The 19,983-nt window shown below is 40.2% G+C and carries 18 protein-coding genes; 9 read left to right on the top strand and 9 right to left on the bottom strand.

Annotated elements, in window-relative coordinates; translation table 11 throughout:
• Positions 1-20 precede the first annotated feature (20 nt).
• Both QL229_RS01980 and QL229_RS01975 read right to left on the bottom strand, forming a co-directional pair.
• Positions 21-1,652, bottom strand: a complete 1,632-nt coding sequence (locus QL229_RS01980) for a phosphoethanolamine--lipid A transferase (RefSeq protein ID WP_281546442.1) — start codon at positions 1,650-1,652, stop codon at positions 21-23.
• Between the two features lie 9 nt (positions 1,653-1,661).
• Positions 1,662-3,605 (bottom strand): LTA synthase family protein, encoded by a 1,944-nt coding sequence (locus tag QL229_RS01975; RefSeq protein WP_138556990.1) that lies wholly within the window; start codon positions 3,603-3,605, stop codon positions 1,662-1,664.
• Between the two features lie 174 nt (positions 3,606-3,779).
• Here QL229_RS01975 and QL229_RS01970 point away from each other — a divergent pair, with 174 nt between their 5' ends.
• From QL229_RS01970 to QL229_RS01955, 4 genes are all read left to right on the top strand, one after another.
• Positions 3,780-4,454: a response regulator transcription factor gene (locus QL229_RS01970; RefSeq protein WP_138556989.1), complete on the top strand. Its 675-nt coding sequence runs from the start codon at positions 3,780-3,782 to the stop codon at positions 4,452-4,454.
• Positions 4,454-5,863, top strand: a complete 1,410-nt coding sequence (locus QL229_RS01965) for an ATP-binding protein (protein ID WP_138556988.1) — start codon at positions 4,454-4,456, stop codon at positions 5,861-5,863. Before QL229_RS01970 ends, QL229_RS01965 begins: the two co-directional genes overlap by 1 nt.
• 78 nt (positions 5,864-5,941) lie before the next feature.
• Complete coding sequence (locus QL229_RS01960; protein WP_135924046.1) at positions 5,942-6,130, top strand: DUF3185 family protein; 189 nt, start codon at positions 5,942-5,944, stop codon at positions 6,128-6,130.
• Positions 6,131-6,196: 66 nt separating this feature from the next.
• On the top strand, positions 6,197-8,371 hold the full coding sequence (locus QL229_RS01955; RefSeq protein WP_138556987.1) for an exonuclease domain-containing protein: 2,175 nt from the start codon (positions 6,197-6,199) through the stop codon (positions 8,369-8,371).
• 28 nt (positions 8,372-8,399) lie between these two features.
• Here QL229_RS01955 and queC read toward each other — a convergent pair whose 3' ends face one another.
• Positions 8,400-9,080: a 7-cyano-7-deazaguanine synthase QueC gene (gene queC, locus QL229_RS01950; protein ID WP_281546462.1), complete on the bottom strand. Its 681-nt coding sequence runs from the start codon at positions 9,078-9,080 to the stop codon at positions 8,400-8,402.
• 122 nt (positions 9,081-9,202) lie between these two features.
• On the opposite strand from queC, the gene queE reads away from it, so the two are divergent.
• Positions 9,203-9,868 (top strand): 7-carboxy-7-deazaguanine synthase QueE, encoded by a 666-nt coding sequence (gene queE, locus QL229_RS01945; RefSeq protein WP_135924049.1) that lies wholly within the window; start codon positions 9,203-9,205, stop codon positions 9,866-9,868.
• A gap of 300 nt (positions 9,869-10,168) precedes the next feature.
• Positions 10,169-10,774, top strand: a complete 606-nt coding sequence (locus tag QL229_RS01940; RefSeq protein WP_135924050.1) for a peroxiredoxin C — start codon at positions 10,169-10,171, stop codon at positions 10,772-10,774.
• A gap of 68 nt (positions 10,775-10,842) precedes the next feature.
• Here the strand turns inward: QL229_RS01940 and QL229_RS01935 are convergent, their stop codons facing one another.
• Together QL229_RS01935 and smpB are read right to left on the bottom strand one after the other, a co-directional pair.
• A complete protein-coding gene (locus QL229_RS01935) occupies positions 10,843-13,443 on the bottom strand; it encodes a TonB-dependent receptor (RefSeq protein WP_138556985.1) in 2,601 nt (866 codons plus the stop codon).
• Positions 13,444-13,632: 189 nt separating this feature from the next.
• Positions 13,633-14,112 carry an SsrA-binding protein SmpB gene (gene smpB / locus QL229_RS01930; protein WP_063700124.1) on the bottom strand — a complete coding sequence of 160 codons (480 nt, stop codon included), beginning with the start codon at positions 14,110-14,112 and terminating at the stop codon, positions 13,633-13,635.
• A 133-nt stretch (positions 14,113-14,245) separates the two neighbouring features.
• Between smpB and QL229_RS01925 the strand changes: the two genes are divergently transcribed.
• Together QL229_RS01925 and QL229_RS01920 are read left to right on the top strand one after the other, a co-directional pair.
• Entirely contained in the window at positions 14,246-14,686 is a 441-nt protein-coding gene (locus tag QL229_RS01925) for a type II toxin-antitoxin system RatA family toxin (RefSeq protein WP_135924052.1), read from the top strand.
• Positions 14,683-15,009 carry an RnfH family protein gene (locus QL229_RS01920; protein WP_135924053.1) on the top strand — a complete coding sequence of 109 codons (327 nt, stop codon included), beginning with the start codon at positions 14,683-14,685 and terminating at the stop codon, positions 15,007-15,009. Before QL229_RS01925 ends, QL229_RS01920 begins: the two co-directional genes overlap by 4 nt.
• 43 nt (positions 15,010-15,052) lie before the next feature.
• Here QL229_RS01920 and bamE read toward each other — a convergent pair whose 3' ends face one another.
• Positions 15,053-15,415: an outer membrane protein assembly factor BamE gene (bamE, locus tag QL229_RS01915; protein ID WP_135924054.1), complete on the bottom strand. Its 363-nt coding sequence runs from the start codon at positions 15,413-15,415 to the stop codon at positions 15,053-15,055.
• Between the two features lie 117 nt (positions 15,416-15,532).
• Here bamE and QL229_RS01910 point away from each other — a divergent pair, with 117 nt between their 5' ends.
• Positions 15,533-15,862 (top strand): GIY-YIG nuclease family protein, encoded by a 330-nt coding sequence (locus QL229_RS01910; RefSeq protein WP_138556984.1) that lies wholly within the window; start codon positions 15,533-15,535, stop codon positions 15,860-15,862.
• On the opposite strand, the gene QL229_RS01905 is transcribed toward QL229_RS01910, so the two are convergent.
• From QL229_RS01905 to QL229_RS01895, 3 genes are all read right to left on the bottom strand, one after another.
• Positions 15,851-16,762, bottom strand: coding sequence for a M28 family peptidase (locus tag QL229_RS01905; RefSeq protein ID WP_138556983.1), 912 nt, complete (start codon positions 16,760-16,762; stop codon positions 15,851-15,853). The genes QL229_RS01910 and QL229_RS01905 overlap by 12 nt on opposite strands.
• Complete coding sequence (locus tag QL229_RS01900) at positions 16,704-17,888, bottom strand: tetratricopeptide repeat protein (RefSeq protein WP_281546441.1); 1,185 nt, start codon at positions 17,886-17,888, stop codon at positions 16,704-16,706. Before QL229_RS01900 ends, QL229_RS01905 begins: the two co-directional genes overlap by 59 nt.
• An 84-nt stretch (positions 17,889-17,972) precedes the next feature.
• Positions 17,973-19,886, bottom strand: coding sequence for a methyl-accepting chemotaxis protein (locus QL229_RS01895; protein WP_281546440.1), 1,914 nt, complete (start codon positions 19,884-19,886; stop codon positions 17,973-17,975).
• Between the last annotated feature and the right edge of the window lie 97 nt (positions 19,887-19,983).

The following is a 19,983-nucleotide window of genomic DNA, read 5'->3' as shown; positions in this document are numbered from 1 at the left end:
AGTATGAAATCTCTATTTCGTTAGCTTTGTTTTGAGCAAGCATAAAAAATGTCTTGCTCAGGATTATATTTAGTACTTCCGACATGGGTTAAGCCAAGTAGGGTGTCAAAAATGTTATCGTGCGAAAAAGCATGGTTACGCTGTTGTTCAATACATTGGTTAAAGCGGCTATCGGCTAGCTTATTACTCCAAAACAGCATAGGCACTTGAGTTTGCTCTTTTGGCGCTAATGCATATGGAAAACCGTGTAAATACAAACCTTTTTCACCTAACGACTCACCATGATCAGAGACATATAGCAGTGATTTATCATCCGCTTTACTGTCTTTAAGCAAGTTGATTAGTTTACTCAGCACTAAGTCGGTATAAGCAATGGTATTGTCATAAGTGTTTGTGAGTTGCTCGCTGCTACAATTTTGGATATCGCTACGTGGGCAGTCAGGCAAAAATTTAGTGTCTTTTTTTGGGTAGCGGCGATAGTAGGTTGGCCCATGTGAACCAATCATATGTAACACCACTAGTTGGTGCTTTGCATTACTCTTGGCAAGTGTTGCTGCTAACTCATCAACAAGTACCTCATCAAAACAGTAATGGCCATCACAAAGTGGATTGCTCTTTGTCGGTTCTATCGTTTGTGATTTAACACGTACACAAACCCCTTTGCAGCTGCTGTTATTATCAATCCATGTTACTTCAACTCCACTTCGTTGAATGATATCAAGCGCATTCTCTTGGCTTTGTGCTATACGTGAATCATAGCTGTTGCGGTCTAATCGAGAGAACATGCAAGGTACAGAAATTGCGGTTGCTGTACCGCATGAACTAACATTACTGAAATATTTTACCCCAAGCTTACGTGTATTTTGATTGGTTGGTTTTTCATAACCTTGCAGTGAAAAATTGGCAGCTCGTGCTGTTTCGCCTACTACCATAATGGTGAGTGAGCTTTGCTGCTTAGCCAATAAATGCGGTGTTTTATCTAATACTTTGAATGGTAAAGGAGGATAAAAATAATTATCGCGCAAGTACTTATAACCTGCAGTGTAAAATGCAAAAGGAGTTATGTAGCTCGTTAATTGGCGGTTATTACGCCCTACAGAGGCATAATCTTTATAAAATGGTACCGCAATAATGGCTACAACGATAACAGCTGCAAGGTTTAATAGCGCAAAGCTTTTTAGGCGTTCGCGAAAGTGGCCAACAATCTTAAAGCGAGAAAACAAATAGGCTGGCAGCACCCCAAGCACACCAATAAAAGCGATAACTTGTACATTCAGGTATGAAAATGCCTCACCTGAATTTGTTTCTAAGACATTTTGCAACATGCTTTTATCGAAGATCACGCCATAGTTTAAAGTGGCATAAAACAGCAGTGACGAGAGCACCACGCTTGTCAAAAGTATGGGCTTTACAAAGGTGATTAACGACAGCCAACTTAGCACCATTGCCGTCAATGCCAATAAGAAAAACGGCACGGTTATTATGAATAACCAGTCGACATGCCCAGGCTTGGCTGCCGCCTCAAACACGTTATATAAAAATAAGCCGTTAAAAGCGATAACTAAATATAAAGACACTAGCCAGACAAATTGGCTGTAGCTAACGGGCCATTTTTTAGTAAAAAGTAGTTTGATTTGCATACTCATAGTCATTCCTCATCGCTATGATTTATTCGGTAAGCGATACAGCTTTTCGGTATAAGCAAGATTGCTAAATAAGACATGAGCCAGCGCTTTTTTGGCAAGATTTAAGTCAGTGGTGGGTTTATCAATGGCAACTTGGCTTTTATTGGTTGTGTCATAACGCCAATAACTCACTTTTTGGTTTGGCATTAGTATTACCGCCTCACCATTTTCTACATAAGCAAAGTTGTCGTAATACTGCATCATGGCGCGCTCAACAGGGTATTGTTTAGTTAAGTCATAGCCAAGCATGGGAGTTGCTTGCCCTACACCTAATAAAGACAACAAAGTAGCAGGTAAGTCTATTTGGCTGACTAAGCGAGTATCGCGCTTTGCTTTCACATCACTGTTTAGGATCACAGCAGGGATATGGAAGGATTTAAGCGGTACAGGCTCTGAGCCAAACACCCGTACATCATGATCAGCAACCACTAAAAATACCGTGTCTTGCCAGTAATTTTGCGTTTTTGCCTTTGCGATGAATTTACCTAGTGCATAATCAGCGTATTTAATTGCTAGGTCGCGTTTGTAGTTTTCTGGGTCGTGGCCATCAGGTAGCGTTACTTTACCTTCTGGTATATCGAATGGGTCGTGGTTACTTGACGTAAACACAAGGCTGAAAAAAGGCTTGCCCGTTTTATTTAACTCGTTTAGCTCTTTATCAGCTTGATTAAACAAGTCTTCGTCGCTTACTCCCCAAGATGAGATAAACTCTGGGCTTTGTATGTCATTAATATCGACAATATCGCTAAAGCCATTCCCTAAGAAAAAGCTTTTCATGTTATCAAAATGGCTTTCACCGCCGTAGATAAATTGGGTGGTATAACCGGTGCGGGCTAATACATCGGCAAGAGAAAAAAAGTTGCGCTGTGATTTAGAAAGTTTTACCACAGAGCGTGAAGGGGAAGGAGTAAACCCCGTTGTAACTGCTTCGATACCACGAACAGAGCGTGTGCCAGTAGCGTATAAATTATCAAACCCCCAGCCTTGTTGATAAAGCTTATCTAGTTCAGGAGTCACGCCAATGCCACCTAATTCACCAACAAAGCGTGCGCCTAAGCTTTCTTCTAAAATGATAACTAAATTCTTTTGTTTACCGGTGTTAAACGGCAGGTTGTTAGCAAGAGTAGGAATGCTCTCAGTGATAAATTGCTGTTTATAGGCGGCTTGCTTGACTGTTTGTAAAATTTCATCACGTGGCATGGTGCCATACAAGCTACTGGCATTTTTTTCATTGCCCATATTTTTAATAGCAAATGCGACACTGTAAGTTGAATTAAGGGCCAAGGAGTTAACCAGCGAGTCACTTGAAAAGTACACTAACGCAGGATTTAACGGGCGATGACTTACAGTACCTCTTGCGCTAATTAAACAAACTAATAAGGTGGTAACGAGTATTACAACTTGGCTAACTTTTTTAGTGTTTTGTTGTTTACTAAATGCTGCGCTTATAAAGCGATACGTAAACACACAACTTAATGTTGCAATAATTAAGCTGCTTATCATAGCCAGCAGATGGCCATTTAACAGCATAGAGAATACTTCTTGAGGATAATCTAGGTATTCGACAAATAAGCGATTTGGTCGCACATCGTATTGGTTAATAAACGCGGGTGTCGAAGCCTCAACAACCACGATTAAAGTCACAACTAGGCTGCTATAAAGAGTAAAAGCATGTTGAAATAAAGTGGTCTTACTGCGCAAAAACACGTTAGCAAGTAACATCAAAACAGCTAAGGCTGATAAGTAACCAAGACTACTTAAGTCGATTCTCAGGCCACCCATTAGCACCGCTAAGCTATCGCCATCAACGAGCCGTTGCTGTTGCCATAACAGCAAGCCAATTCTCGACAGCATAAAAACTGCCATTAATAATAAGGTAAAACGAAACAAAGGTTTTAAAACGGAGAGTTTTGCTGTCATAGTCGTACTTACTTAATCGAAACTACGGCAATAGTAGGAAGCAAAACTTAAGAAATCCTTATGGTAATCTTAATATTTTCTAAACCAGAAAAACTTCAGTAAATCTTAAGTGAATCTTAAGTTTGGTGGCGTAACCTGATGACGTAAAAGTGTTTTTACCTATTTGAGTAACATATGAAATTGTTAATTATTGAAGATTCAGTGTCATTAAGACGTAGTCTACGAATTGGCCTTGAAAACCTAGGTTTTACCATTGATGAAACTGGCGATGGTGCTGAAGGTTTGAGTATGGCAATGACAGGAGATTACGAATTAATCATACTCGACATTATGTTACCCAGCATTGATGGTATTACCCTATTACAAACAATTAGAGCAAAGCAGCTCGATGTGCGTGTGCTGATTTTATCTGCCAAGCAAGAGCCTGAAGACAAAGTGAAAGGGCTGCTGACAGGGGCCGATGACTACCTAACAAAACCATTTTCGTTTGATGAGCTTCATGCAAGGTTATTAAACTTGATGCGTCGCGGTGGCTTGAAAACAATCAGTGACGTGATCCGCATAGATAACCTGGCTTTGAACTTACAATTAAAACTGTTGCAAGTCGGTGACACTGTCATCGACCTTACACCCAACGAATACAAAATTGTTGAGTGCTTATTTAGCAATCAAAATAAAGTGATTACATCAGAAAAGTTAAGTACTTATATTGCAGGGCAATATGACTTGGTTTCGAAAAACTCTATTGAGGCTCATTTATCATCGGCACGTAAAAAGGTTAGAGCGGCAGGTGGTGAGTTACCTATTCAAACCAAGCGCGGCTTTGGTTACATAATTCAAGGAAGGTGATGAAATCAATTCGCAGTAAATTAGTTTTTACTCTATCCATAGCTATAACAGGGCTTGTTTTAGGTATTTTATTAGCTACAGATATTGCCGTCGACAGCTGGATAGATAATGAGTTTAACCGTGGCTTACACTCAAAAGCTGGTATGCTAATGACACTGGTGCATGAGGACGACCAAGGGATAGGTTTTAACCACCCAGGTGAGTTTATGCCGGAGTTTGATGGCCGAGTTGAACCTGAGTATTTTCAAGTGTGGACTGATGAGGGCGTACTTATTCGCTCACCAAGTCTTGATTTATTTCCAGTAAAGAGCCTTAAGTTTCAAGAACTAAAACTCGGTGAAGCGAAAATAATGACCACCCAGTTACCAGATGGTCGAGATGGACGGATCATTTATACTCGCTTTCAACCGCAGTTTGATCCACATTCGCACCACAGCTCTTATGATGGGGTGAGTAAGCCGAACTTTAAAACACTTACGTTGGCTTATGCCGCATCTTCCGAAGAAGTTGATTTTATATTATGGCTTATCGACATTATTTTTGTGGTCACCACAGTAACAGTCATTGTCTTTATTCGTTTATTTGTGCGTAAATCGGTCGACAGCTCGCTAGCACCACTCAATAAATTAAATCGTGATATAAGTAAGCTCAGTATCGCTGATAAAAACGCAATAATTGTTGTTAAAGAACCAGTTAAAGAGCTGCAGCCGATTGTAAATAGCTTAAATGCCTTTATTCAAGAAAATAGGCAGCTTTACTTTCGCGAAAAACGTTTAACCTCAGACATCGCTCACGAACTAAAAACCCCTATTGCTGAGCTAATCAACATGACCGAAGTGGCAATTCGTTTTCCTGATGAAAAAGAATTTGAAGCCGATTTTAAACCCGAGGTACTAAAAATTAGCCAACGGTTAAAAAGCATTGTGTCGAACTTATTGCTACTGCATAAATACAGTAATGAAGCCTTACCAAAACAAGACGCTTGTGATTTAAATCAGGTCATAATGCGCATCTTAGAAAAGTGCGATTTAGAGCGAGTTGAATTTGCACTTCAAGAAGATATACCGGCGATTGTTAGTAATCTATTTGCACTTGAATCAATCATCACCAACCTTGTCAATAACGCCAAACAATATAGCCCAGAAAAGAGCGTAGTGATTGTAAGTACGCAGTTGAATGACGAGGGTAAGTTGCAATTCTCTGTTACTAATGAATTAAAAGTATCCTTAACAGATGAAGATATTAGCCAGTTATTTGATCCACTATGGCAAAAAGACAGTGCCAGAACGTCTAATGATAACTTCGGTTTAGGTTTATCCATTGCCAAGGCGTTAAGTCGAGCAATTGGTGCAGAGCTTCATGTTTCGTTAAGTGGGCAAAACATAATCTTTAGTTTGATTATTGCTTAAGGTTTTGCAGCTAATTATTTTATGTGCAAAACTGTTCGTACTAACATGTAATAAAAAACAACAATAAGGAACAACACAATGGGAAAAATTATAGGGATTGCTTTAATTGTTATTGGTGTAGCACTCGCGGTTTGGGGTTACAACGTGTATGACTCGGCGAGTGCGCAAATTAGCCGAACTTTTAGCGGCGATACGCCGATTGAAGCTTGGTTAGGTATGGTGGGTGGCGCAATTTGCGCGGTTGTGGGTATTTTAAAAGTTAAATAGCATCAAATATTGAAATCGCTCAGCTAATACCTGATACTGTAATTATATACAGTATCGGGTTTGGCTATGAAAACACAATTACCAGCAAAATATTATTTAAGTCACTTCTTTGAGCTTGCTGAGTTTATTCAATCTCAGTGCAGGCATCTGCTTTTAGCAGAGCAGCAGCAATTTCTTAAAAAACTCCTTCAACTTGATGAGCAAAGCTTGTGTACTTTGCTGCGTATTTATTCTCGTAAGCCAAAAATTGTCGCATTGTCATCATTAAATTATGAAGAGATCCCTAATCTTCACGGTGCTATTTTTAAGTTAAAACAACAAGGACTGGTAGCGCATCCTAACAACGACGAATTAGATCTATTGCTTGAACATTTAACAAAGCCAACCCTGTTAACCTTATTAGCAAACGATGCGTTAATGGCGACTCAAGCTGATTACAAAAAGTCAGCCAGTAAACAGAGCTTAACCCAACTGTGTAAACAACATATCGATCGTAGCCACGCTGATTTAGAGGCATTGTTTAGTCAGTTTGTAGTTAATAGCCGAGACCAATACTATGAATATTTTGAGTTTTTATACAGTGGCCGACTGAGTGGCGGCGATATAAATCATCAAAACCGATTTGTGATGCGTGACTTAGGAATTGCAAAAGTGCGTAGCGATGTCAGCGAGAGCTTATCGCGTTTTCAAACGCTAGCCGAGGCACAAACACATTATCAATTAAACCAATTACGCATGCAGTTTAAGCAAAGCGAGTCACAAACACAGTATCAAAACTTAGCCCATGCGCTTTTAGCTATCAGCTGTGAAGATGAACTAGCCCAGAGTATTAAAAATAAGTTACTTATTCGCCTATACAAACAACTCAAAGAGCATAACTTAGCATTTGCATTTGAGTTACTTGAGCACTGTGAAGGCAGCAGTGAAGCGCAAGAGCTAGCTATTCGCCAGCGTTATAAGCAAGGAGATAAAGACTGGGTTGAGCAAAAGCTTGAAAGTATTATTCAAGACCCACTTGATGATGGCATTTTGTATTTTGCTGAAGATTTTTTACAGCGTAAATATAACAAGCAACAACGTTCACGCTTAACACAAATGCTCATGGATACAGAGCATCAATTAGAGGTTGATGATATTTACCGTGGCGATGTAGAGCAAGGAGTGTGCGAGCACTATCAACAGCTTGGTAACACGGTATTTTTTACTGAGAATAATCTTTGGTTGAGCTTCTTTACCTTAACGTTTTGGCAAGAGCTTTTTATAGAGACTCCGCACCCGCCGTGTAATGAATTTGATATTTACCCAAAAGTGTTGCAGGCTGATTGCTTTTACACTTTGCAACAAACACAAATTGAGCAAAAGCTTGCAAATTTCACTAGCAATGAAGCCTTGTATAAACATGTCTGCAAAAATGCAGGGCAGTTTTACGAAACACCTAATGGTGTTTTTATGTGGCATAGCGATATTTTAGAGCCGCTAGAGGTATTAATAAAACACAGCTCGCTTGCAAATTTAAAAGCGCATTTATTACAAATGTCAAAAACCTTTAAGCAGCTAAAAGACGGCTACCCAGACTTGATGGTGCTAAAAGGGGATAAGCTCACCTTTGAAGAAGTAAAAGCCCCTGGCGACAAACTAAGACGTAACCAACTTGTCAGTGTTGAGGTGTTAAAACAGCAGGGCTTTGCAGTAAATATCGTTGCAGTAAATTGGTTTAATGATCCGAACCGTATTTATAGTGTCGTTGATATAGAAACCACGGGTGGCGTACAAGGTAATAATAAAATCACCGAAATTGCAGTTGTGCAGTTACAAGCGGGCGAAGTGATAAAGCAGTGGGCAAGTTTAATCAATCCTGAGCGAAGTATTCCTGCCTTTATCACTAAGCTAACAGGAATTAATGCTGCGATGGTGCGTGATGCTCCTCGATTTGAAGAGGTTGCCGATACACTGCGTTCACTTTTAAAAGGCAGTGTTTTTGTTGCCCATAATGTGAATTTTGATTACGGTTTTATTCGCAAAGAATACAGTGCAATCGGGCAGGGCTTTAAAATGCCAAAGCTTTGTACAGTGGTTGAGTCGCGCAAAGCATTTCCAAAGCTTAAGTCTTATTCACTCGGTAATTTAGCGGCACATTTTGAATTGAATTTAACTAATCATCACCGAGCATTAGCCGATGCGACTGCTACTGCAGAGCTGCTAAAACTTATCCAACAAACACAATCAAAAAAGGCGAGTTAATCTCGCCTTTTAAACTTAAAGGTTATGGTTATTCGTACTCGATAGGGTCGGTAACGTTATTTAATGCGAAAGCTTCTAAGCGTTCTTGGCAGGCACCACATTTGCCACAGGCTTTGTCGCGGCCGTTGTAACAGGTCCATGTTTGGCTGTAATCAAGACCCATTTTTAAACCGTCTGTTAAAATGTCGATTTTGGTATTGTTTAAGTACGGGCTGAAAATCTCAACAGCGTCGTAATTAGCAATACGGCAAACATCATCCATTTTTTGCACAAACTCAGGGCGACAATCAGGATAAATAGCATGATCGCCTGAGTGCGCACCGTAATAAACTTTGCTGGCTTTTAAAGACACCGCATAACCCACAGCAAGTGAAAGTAAGATCATGTTGCGGTTAGGCACAATTGTGCTCTTCATGCTTTCTTCTTCGTAGTGACCTTCTGGCACGTCAATATCGTCGGTCAGTGATGAACCACCAATCAATTGGTTGATCGCTGAAATATCAACAATTTTATGTGGAACACCTAATTTTTCACATACTTGAGCGGCAACTTTAAGCTCTTTAACATGACGCTGGCCGTAGTCGAACGACAGGGCATACACTTCGTGGCCTTGTTGCAGGGCTTTATTTAATACGGTAAACGAGTCCATACCGCCGGAATAAATAACAACTACTTTTTGCGTCATAACTGTTTTGCTCTTACTTTTGATAGAGGTTTACTTCAGGGCGCGATATACTACACGGCTCGGGCCTAAATAACAATTTTTGCCAGTGTTTTTGGTTTATCTGATGGTATGTATTTTATACCGTCGTGTCGTAAGTGAGATGTCTTTTGTACAAAATTAACGAAGTGTTTGAAACAATTCAAGGTGAAGCGAGTTTTACGGGTACACCTTCAATCTTTTTACGTTTACAAGGCTGCCCTGTAGGCTGTGCTTGGTGTGATACGAAGCAAACATGGGATGTTGATAATGTATATAAAGTGTCTCTTGATGACACGGTCGAGAAAAAAGCGGATTCTGATCATTGGGCAGAAGCATCAGCAGAGCAAGTATTAGCATTATTTAAAGAACGTGGCTATAACGCTAAACATGTGGTGATCACCGGTGGTGAGCCTTGCATGTACGACCTAAATCCAGTGTGTGAATTATTACATGCAAACGGCTACTCAACTCAAATTGAAACCAGCGGCACATTTGAGATTTTAGCGCCTGAGCAAACATGGGTGACCGTATCACCAAAGATTAATATGCGTGGTGGCTATAAAGTACTGCGCAGTGCGATGCAGCGTGCTGACGAAATAAAACACCCTGTTGCAATGCAAAAGCATGTTGAAGAGCTTGAAGACTTATTCTTAAAAACGGGTGTGAATCCACGTTTAGTGTACCTTCAACCAATTAGTCAAAAGCAGTCAGCGACCAAACTTGCTATTGAAACATGTATTGAGAAAAATTGGCGTTTATCAGTTCAGGTGCATAAGTACTTAGGGATTAGTTAGCCTGCTGATGTACTGATTAAAGATGCGTGTTGTGCTCTGTAGAATATATCTTTGAAAGGGCACGCTCTACTCTTTAGTCAGTTGTTCATTCATTAATATTCAATGGATAATGAGTAACTTAGCTAAATCAATTTTTTCGATTGGTGATATCGATATTTCCGATTGTTCATTTCTCTGTAACCTCTTTAAACTATCCTACAAAATATCAGTGCTTACTCTTGGTTTTTAGTTTTTTGGAACCATATAAAGGTAAGTATTGCTTATGCAATTGGAAATAAACTCAAATATTTGGAGATAAAAATGGGTGTATTAGTTGGCCGTCAGGCACCAGACTTTACTGCAGCAGCTGTTCTAGGTAACGGTGAAATCGTTGAAAACTTCAACCTAAAAGAAACTATCAAAGGTAAAAAAGCAGTTATCTTCTTTTACCCGTTAGACTTCACTTTCGTTTGTCCTTCAGAGTTAATCGCTTTCGACAAGCGTTTTGAAGAGTTCCAAAAGCGTGGCGTTGAAGTAATCGGTGTTTCTATCGATTCACAATTCTCACACAATGCATGGCGTAACACTGCCGTTGCTGACGGTGGTATTGGTCAAGTTAAATATGCACTAGTTGCAGACGTTAAACACGAAATCTGTAAAGCATACGACGTTGAGCACCCAGAAGCTGGTGTTGCTTTCCGTGGTTCTTTCCTAATCGACGAAGAAGGTAACGTACGTCACCAAGTAGTTAACGACCTTCCACTAGGCCGTAACATCGACGAAATGATCCGCATGGTTGACGCGCTAGCGTTCCACAGCGAGCACGGTGAAGTATGTCCAGCAGGTTGGACTGAAGGTAAAAAAGGTATGGATGCAAGCCCTGAAGGTGTTGCTAAATTCCTTTCTGAAAACGAAGGCGACCTATAATTTAGGCCTTTGTTAGCGAATTAAAAAACCCGCCAATTGGCGGGTTTTTGTTTTTAAGCTCAACGAGATTAATTAAAGCGCATTGTTAGCTTAGTATAGAAATAACGACCACGTGGGTTATGTACGCTCGATACATAGCCATATAAGTCGCCATCACCATCGCCGATCGCGAACGGAGGATCTTCATCAAACACGTTATTCACACCCACAGATAGTTTGATTTTATCTGAAAAGTTATACGCAGTTTGTAAATCAACCAGTGTTTGCGAATCTACCATACGTGATGTGTTGCTATCAAAGTCTAAGTTTCCATCAAAGTCGATGTCTGGTGTATCTTCAAACTCGCCTGTGTAGCTAACGTTCACATTGGTATTGAAGTCACCCATTTCCCAATTTGTTGAGAAAATCCAACGGTTTTCAGGGTAACGGTACTCGCCTGTGTAATCGCGACCATCTTTTTTAAATTCGTTTTGGTATGCCCATTCTAAATTGAATTTTAAGAAGCCGTAATCGTTCATAGCATGAGTGTAGTTTGCCGACACATCAACACCCGATACTTCTTGCGATGAAACGTTTTCAAAGGTGCTGTAAACTTTTTGGATTACACCTAAACTTTGACCATTTTGTGGTGCTAAACGCACACAGACAGTGCTGTTTTGATCGTTACAGTTGTTATCATAGATAGGGCCGAACTCTTGTTCGTCTATCTTATTATCTTGTGTAATGCTCCATACATCGATTCCAAAGCCAAACTCAGCGGTTGGTGCCCAAATGAAGCCCACGTTCCATGACTCTGATTCTTCAGCTTCAAGGTTCGGGTTACCCGCAAATTGGATATTGTAATCTAGAGCATTACAATCCTGTCCCGTTGCCTGACAACGATAAGTATCTACAAAGAACTGACTTTCTTCAGATGGACCTAAACCAATTTGTGCCAGTGAAGGAGCACGGAAACCTTGAGCCCAAGAACCACGCACAGTAATTGAATCTGTTGGTGCCCAGCGCACAGCTACTTTAGGGTTTGTTGTTGAACCAAAGTCACTGTAATCATCGTAACGACCTGCTAATTGCAGCTCTAAGTTTTCTGCTAACGGAATTGAAAACTCAATATAAGCAGCATACTGATCGCGCTCTGCTGCAGCTGATACAGACTCAGTACCAAAGATTAACCCGCGTTGGAATTGGTCATCTGGAATATCGCTCACATCTTCTTCACGGTATTCAATACCTGCAGCCATCATCACTACATCATCGCCAAAGCTAAATGCTTCACCACTGATATTTGCATCAAATGATGTCATGTGAGATTCGCCGCGACGAACTAAGCTTGTGGTAATACGATCAATAACTGCTTGGTCATTATAGGTGCCACCGAATGGGTTATAGTTACCTGCGTCAATTTCTTGTTGCAAGAAATCAGTGCGCACCCAACCTTGGCTTCTATCGCCTGTTTGCATTGATTTACTACGGCCTTTTTGAACTGCCGCTTCCCAGCTCCAGTCACTGATCTCACCTCTTAAACCAGCAACAAAACGTAACGTATCTGACTCAATGTCCCATTGACGAGGGCCTGCATCTACCGTTCTGTAGCGACCAATCTCGATATCTTGGCCAAATGGGTTATTTGGATGACTTGCTGGCACTGTTAAGCCTGCATCTTCATCAAGAGGTGTAGGGGCACCAGCTGCTTGCGATGTATTATGTTGTACAGCCACTTCTAAGAAAGCTGAAATACCGTTATCAAAGTTGTATTCAAACTGTGATATAGCACCAACACGCTCTGACGCCGGAGTTACATAACCAAATGGACCGTAGTCAAATAAACAGCTCCCACTTGCTGTGGCATTTTCTGCCGGGCATGCAGGGTCAATTGTTTTTTCGCCATCTACGTAAAAGTAGCCAGGGAAGCCACGCGATGAACGAAAATCCATGCCGCCATAAGGTTCTTGATTTGCAGTACCTAAGCGACCCATTTCATCAGAAGACAGCGCTGTGTTGTTAAAGTAGTCAATAATGATTGACGCACTGCTTTTTTCAGTACTCGTACCCCAAACTAGGCTTGCCGTTTTTTCTTCGTAGTTAGGACCATCAGTACCGCCGTAACCTAGGTTTACTTCCAGACCATTAATATCTTTCTTTAAGATGATATTAACTACACCTGCAACTGCATCAGAACCATAAATTGCTGATGCGCCATCCTTTAAAATATCGATACGCTCAATAGCAGAGACTGGGATTGAGTTGATATCAACAAATGAATTGGTAATGCTTTCTGCAAAGGCACTAATAGATACACGGCGGCCATTAATTAGTACCAGTGTTGCATCTGAACCTAAGCCACGAAGACTCACTGCAGCGGCACCATTTGCTGTTGAGTCTTGGTTATTACCGCGCGTAGAGAAAGTTCCATTACCTGCAACTGGCATACGCTCCAATAGTTGCTGTAGATTGTCGTAACCCATATTGTCGATATCAGCACGACTAATAGATTGTACCGGTGAAGGGCCTTCAATATCAGAGCGCTTAATGCGAGAACCTGTAACTTCAATACGCTCGACCTTTTCAGCTCCATCTGATTGTGCGGCAACAGACATAAAACTTGTGCCACTTAACGCTGCAATTGTAAATGCATAGAGAGGTCGCTGTATAAAGCGGTGGGTGTTCTTCATAAATTTCAATCCTTGTTTAATTGTGAAAGTATTGTGAAAATATCACAGTAAAGATTGATATCATGTAAATGATAATGTTTGAAATAGCAAAAAAGTATGGGTTTTTCGAAAGAGTATTGATTTATTTGTAAAAAGCGAGAGTTTATAAGGGATAGGAGCCTAACCTTAAGTTAGGCTCAAAGAGCAGAATTATGCTTTATGTTTCATTAGGCGTTCTTTTTCACGCGCCCAATCTTTGTTTTTTCCGTCTTCGCGTTTGTCGTGCATCTTTTTACCTTTAGCAAGGTGGAACTCCAACTTCACCCAGCATTTTTTCCAGTACATTGCAGTTGCGATTAAAGAAAACCCATCGCGTTCTGTTGCACCGATAAGACGATCGATTTCACGCTTATTTAAAAGTAACTTACGATAACGAAGAGGATCGCAAATCACGTGAGTAGAAGCACTATTGAGTGGCTGAATTTGACTGCCAAGTAAAAATGCTTCGCCGTTTTTAATATGAATATAAGTCTCAGAGATGTTTACTTTACCAGCTCGGATACTTTTTACTTCCCAGCCCTGTAGTTCAACCCCTGCTTCGAACTTATCGTGTAAAAAATACTCATGGCGCGCTTTTTTGTTAAGCGCGATGGTATTACTTGTCGATTTAGATGATTTTTTCTTAGCCATAGTGGTTCATATTATACGTAAAAACAGCGTTTTTACATCGCTTTTTTAAGGCTTTGCATAAATTTTCACGCTACTAAAATTTGGGGAAATAGGCAAAGCTTGCTAAAATTCGCCGACACAGTTGGGAGTGAATATGCCGCAGATAGAAAAAAGTGCGCTGGTAATGTACAGCAGTAAAGAAATGTTTGATCTTGTGAACGATGTAGATGCGTACCCAGAGTTTTTGCCGCATTGCTCTGATGCGAAGATAATTGCACAACAAACCAGCGGCATGACAGCCAGCTTAGAGATCTCGAAAGCAGGTTTGAAAAAGTGGTTCACCACCGAAAATACCTTTATTGATGAGCAAACGGTTACGCTACGCTTAGTGGATGGGCCGTTTAAAAAGCTACAGGGTAAATGGCAGTTTTTACCTCTTGATGAGCAAGCATGCAAAGTGCACTTACATTTAGAGTTTGAATTTGCTAGTAAACTAATTGAGCTTGCTTTTGGTAAAATATTTAACGAAGTTGCTAAAAATATGGTGAATGCGTTTACTCAGCGCGCGAAAACTGTTTACGGAGCACGCACATGATTACTGTTGAGGTTGTATATGCGCTACCTACCACAGCGACAAGTTTACTTGTTGAAGTACCGGTAGGGACTAGTGCAGAGCAAGCGGTGATAAAGTCAGGTATTTTTGACAAATGTCCTGAAATCGATGCTAACAATTTAACATTAGGGATCTGGAATCGAACCTGCAAATTAAATCAGCAGGTTAAGGATGGCGACAGAATAGAGATTTATCGCCCATTAATTGCAGATCCAAAAGATGCACGCAGACGCCGAGCAGAAAAAGCAAAAGAAGAAGGCCGAGCAAACAAAGTAACGGGCGGTCGCCCTTTAAATAAAGCATAACAAAAAGGGTAGCTAAGCTACCCTTTTTGTTAAGTGTGATTCGTTACTCTTGCTCGAGCGGTGTATTGAATTCACTTGGCTGTTCATAATCACCTGAAAGTGAAACCAGTTTATCGTTTTCAAAGTTAAGCGTTAGTGATTTACGCTGTTCGTTACTACGACCAATATTAAATACATAAAGATAATGCCATGTATTATTGTCGAATGAATCTTCAGCTACTGGTTTACCAAGTACATAAAGAACTTGTTCGCGTGTCATATTGACGCGAAGTTTATCAACGTCAGATTGCTCTAAAAAGTTACCTTGTGGAATATTGATACGGTAAACCCAGCTTGAACACCCTGCTGTAGCACTTAAAGTAAGGGTAAGTACTAACCAAAAAGAAAAAGTTTTAAACGACTGCATTATTTGTTTGAATCCTTATTTTTTATACACTGCATGATACCGATTAGTCACAGAAGGTAAAACCCTTTTCAGTAATTGTTTTTACTGAAATGCGATTAACAATCACGAGGCATAAATTTGACCACAGATAATACAGAAAGTTTACCCGATCCAATAAAAAACAGCGATAACTCAGATGCTTCATGGCATTTGTATATTGTTCAGACTCGTTTAGGGCATTGGTATACGGGGATCAGTACCAATGTGCAAAAACGTTTTGAAGCCCACCAAGCTGGCAAAGGTGCGAAAAATTTAAAAGGCAAAGGGCCGCTTAAATTAATTTACCAACAGCAAGTGGGTAGTCGCAGTGAGGCAAGTAAATTGGAGTGTCGCGTAAAAAAGCTCACTAAGGCGCAAAAAATACAGTTTGTAGCCACATCTAAATTACCTATTAAGTTAGTCGGTTAGCTTATCCATAAATTCTGCTATTTTTTGAATAGCGTGTTCATATAAATCGAAATTGATGTGTGCAATCGTATCAGTGCTTTGATGATGATGCTTATCGTGACCCATACCAAAGTAAATATAAGGAATGTCAGCTTTAGCAAAAGAGTAGTGGTCACTTGCCTTAAGCCAGTTAACTTTTAAATCAAACAAACGGTTTAAATAGTGCGAAGAACTTGTTGCTATAAACCGTATTTTCTCGTCAGACAGTGAGTTTATGGTGTTTTTGTACTGCGATTGATGATTTAAAAATGCGATCATACGCGGTTTGTGCTGATTAACCACCAACATGTCTAAGTTAATGTTCAGCTTTACGTCGCTAGGATTTAATGTAGAAACGAAGTAATCACTACCATGTAAGCCATTTTCTTCTGCATCTGTAGCAACAAATACAAGCTTATATGGGGATGTTTTCTCAGCAAAAATGGCTGCTATATAGAGAAGGGCTGCAACACCGCTGGCATTATCATTAGCGCCAGGGTAAAGACGACTGCCTTGTAAACCTAAGTGATCGTAATGTGCGGTTAACACGATTAATTTGCACGATTGGCAGCTGTTTGGCTGAACGGCAATAATGTTACTAGCTTGGGGTTGCTGGTAAAAGGTGCCCGAGTAGTGAAAGTCTTGGCGTTGAATTTGATAACCAAGGTCACTAAATCGCTGGGTAATATATTCTGCAGCCCGCTTAGCACCAACAGTATTCGTTTTTCGGCCATAAAACTGGTTTGAAGTAAGAGTCGCTATATCGTGTTCAAGCTGTTTCTGTGAACTTGCATTGACTTGAAAACAGCAAAAGTAAATTAAACTAGTCGTGATAAGACAGTTTTGCAGTATGTGAACGAAGCGCACGTAGCTTGCTTTCATAGCGTTTTTTATCTTCCTCAAAGTCAGCTTTATCGTTAGCCATGGTTAAATATTTTTTAGCCAGTTTTAAATCGCCAAGTTGATAATAAGTTCGTGCTAAACCAAAATCGGTATCATGTAATTTGGGGTCAAGCTCACGGGCTTTTCTGTAATGCTTGATAGCATCTCTATAGCGTTTTGTTGTATAGGCATCATTGCCAAGCGAAATATGATAATACGGGTTTGCTTGGCGTTTTTTGTCGAGCATAGCTAAAATTTCGCGACCTTGCTGTACTCTGTCAGTTAAATTATAAAGCCGAGCTAAATTGCCAAGAGCAGTGTTGTTGTCTGAGTTTAAGGTGATTGCATATTGATACGCTGTTTCTGCACGCTGAAAATCATTGTTAAGCCTAAAAAGTACCCCAAGATTTCCCCATGCACCAGAGTATTTATAGTCCGCATTAATCGCAGCTAAATAATAACTGTAAGCAAGGTCATAGTCATTTTTCAGCATAGCTGAAACACCTTTGTTGTTGTAGAACATTGCGGTGATTCGGGCTTTATTAATGTTAGTCGTTCTAAATGCTTCTTGGCGACTATTCGGATCAAAATCGATAATAATTGCCCGTTCTTGTGGGTAAATCACCTTATGATTTATGGATGCTCTGTTGCTTTCTTTTACTTTTAAGTTTATGTGGCCTGTTAGCAAATTAAAGCCGTTATTGAGGGCCCAATATTCAGGTATATGAACTTGTTGAAATTGCCCTTCGAGTCCGAGGTGCTCAGCTAAGCTGTAGGCTAATATTGATAGCGATAAACAGTTTGCATTTAGATTGGCATAGCTTTGACCTGCCGTAAGTGTTGCACCTGATTGATATGAAAGTGACGAGTCTCCATTTTTAAGCAAAAAATAAAGTAACTTTTTGGCATTTTGTAACGTTCGAGCTTCTTTAGGAAAGGCATTGTTGAGCTGCTCTTTAATATGAGGGGTCAATGCAAATATCTGCTCTTGGCTTTCGACTTCAGATACAATGAATTCGTTGGCTTGTGTTAACGACAGCGGTGGGGGAACTAAGTTAGTTTGTGTACTATTGCAAGCGGTTAAAAAACTCAGACTCGATATTAAAGCAACGGTAATTGTTTTCATCTGACCCTCTAAATTCATGGCCTAATACTATTTAAGTATAGGCCGTGAATAAAAAAGGGTCAGTGTTATCTGTTACAAAACATGTCAGCGTTTATCAAATGTAGCAACAAGGTCATCTAAGGTTTGTGCGCTACTTGCTAAATCTTTAATCGCTTGCTCTGTATCAATTTGCTCACGCATCACGGTATCGCTGATATCACTAATTTGCTCAATGTTGCGACCTACATCAGCTACCACGTTACTTTGCTCTTCAGTAGCGGTCGCAATGAGTGTTGCCATATCATTGATTTCATTAGCTGCATCATTAATGGCATTGAGTAACTCTACTGAACTTTGCATTGCTTCAACGCTAACCTGAGCCTGTGATTTCGAGTGATTTATATGATTTACCACTGAGTCAGAGGTGTTACTTAGTTCACTGATCATGGTTTGAATTTCAGTTGTTGATTGTGAAGTGCGGTTTGCAAGTGCTCTTACTTCATCTGCCACAACAGCAAAACCACGGCCATGCTCACCAGCTCGTGCGGATTCAATGGCCGCATTAAGAGCCAGTAAATTTGTTTGCTCTGAAATACCTCTGATTGAGTCAACGATACTGGCAATGGCTTGTGTTTTATGTGCCAGCTCATTCACTTGCTCTGTAATATTATCGATATCGGTCGCCAGTTCTATTATCGCTTCTTTACTTTGTGTGACCTGAGTGTGGCTTTGCTTAGTATTATCTTTGCTGCTTTGTGTTAACTTGGCAGTATTTGCAGCACTTGAGGCTATCTCTTGCACGGTAGCGCCCATTTCATTAATAGCAGCAGCAACAGAAATAGTTTGCTCTTTTTGATTATCAAGCGCTTCAGAGTTCTTTTGCGCTTGTTTAAAAACATGAGAGGCACTTTGTCTTATTTCGCTACTTTCTTGTGCAACTTGGCTGATTGCTGTTTCTATCTTAGAAATAAATTGATTGAAACCAGCTGATAAATTAGCAAGTTCAGGCTGCTCTGAGTCAGGTAGTCGGTACGCTAAATTAGCATCACCTGAGCCTAAACGAGTAAACATTTCAGCCATTTTTGAAAGAGGAGATGACAGTGTGCGTGCTAATAATAAGCCTGCAAAGCTCGCTATCAGTGCAATAACAATAGCAAAGCTTATAATTTGCCATTGTAAAACTTGAATGCTCGAAAATACTTCATGTTTTGGTACCTGAGCGATAACAAATAGATCTGTATTTTTGATTGGACTTGCAGCAATTAAAGTGGCTTCACCATTAAGCTCGATTTCTTGAAGGTTGAAGTCTTGGTTTGTTAAGAGTGTGTTTGTAATACCCGGCGAGTAGATACTATCAAGTTTTGCTTTCGCGACTTTATCAGCATCTTTATGCAGCTGGATTAACCCATTTTTGTCAGCTAAAAATACAAACCCTGTTTCTTCGATTTGGAAGCGCTTTAGCATTGCTTGCATATCGTCAATGCTTTTTGCAAGGCCGGCTAAACCAATGCCATTGGTTTGCTGGTGGTTTACAAACATTTTCACATCAGTTGGTGATTCTTGATAGATACTAATAGAAAACGGCTGCGTTGTGTTAGTGAACGCAAAAAACCAACCATCTTGATCTTTAGTTAAAACTCGCAAGAAACCGTCTTGATTCCAGTATTGTGCCGTTTCACGATTAGCCCAAGAAGCGGTTGCTAAATCGTATTGCTTAACGAGGCGGTTAAGCTCTTTTAGCAGTGTTTTATCATCAGTATTGCCTGAACGCGCCCACTCTAATACAAATTCGTTACTAGAGAGTTGCTCAGCGGCGCTGATCATTTGATTTATATCGTGAGTAATATAATTATCAATTGCTTGCAGCTTGCTAGGTAGCTCAGATTCAATCATTCGTTGTTCGATGATTTGTTTTGCACTGTACAGAGCTGTTGCGCCAATGAGAGCGGCAACAATTAATGCAATTGCACTGCCAAGCAGTGTTATCTTTTTAGTAATGGTGAGTTGATTTAACGCCATGAAAGTGTCTTAGTTTACAACATTTAAGTCAGTAATTTTAGCATACACTTTGCAGATGACGAATCAATGTAGGAACAAAAAAAAAGCCCAAAGCATA

It is taken from the genome of Pseudoalteromonas sp. PAR1, assembly GCF_947311895.1.
Classification (GTDB): domain Bacteria; phylum Pseudomonadota; class Gammaproteobacteria; order Enterobacterales; family Alteromonadaceae; genus Pseudoalteromonas; species Pseudoalteromonas lipolytica_C.
The sequence above is the reverse complement of the archived record's forward strand: the minus strand, read 5'-3'. Positions and strand labels throughout refer to the sequence as shown.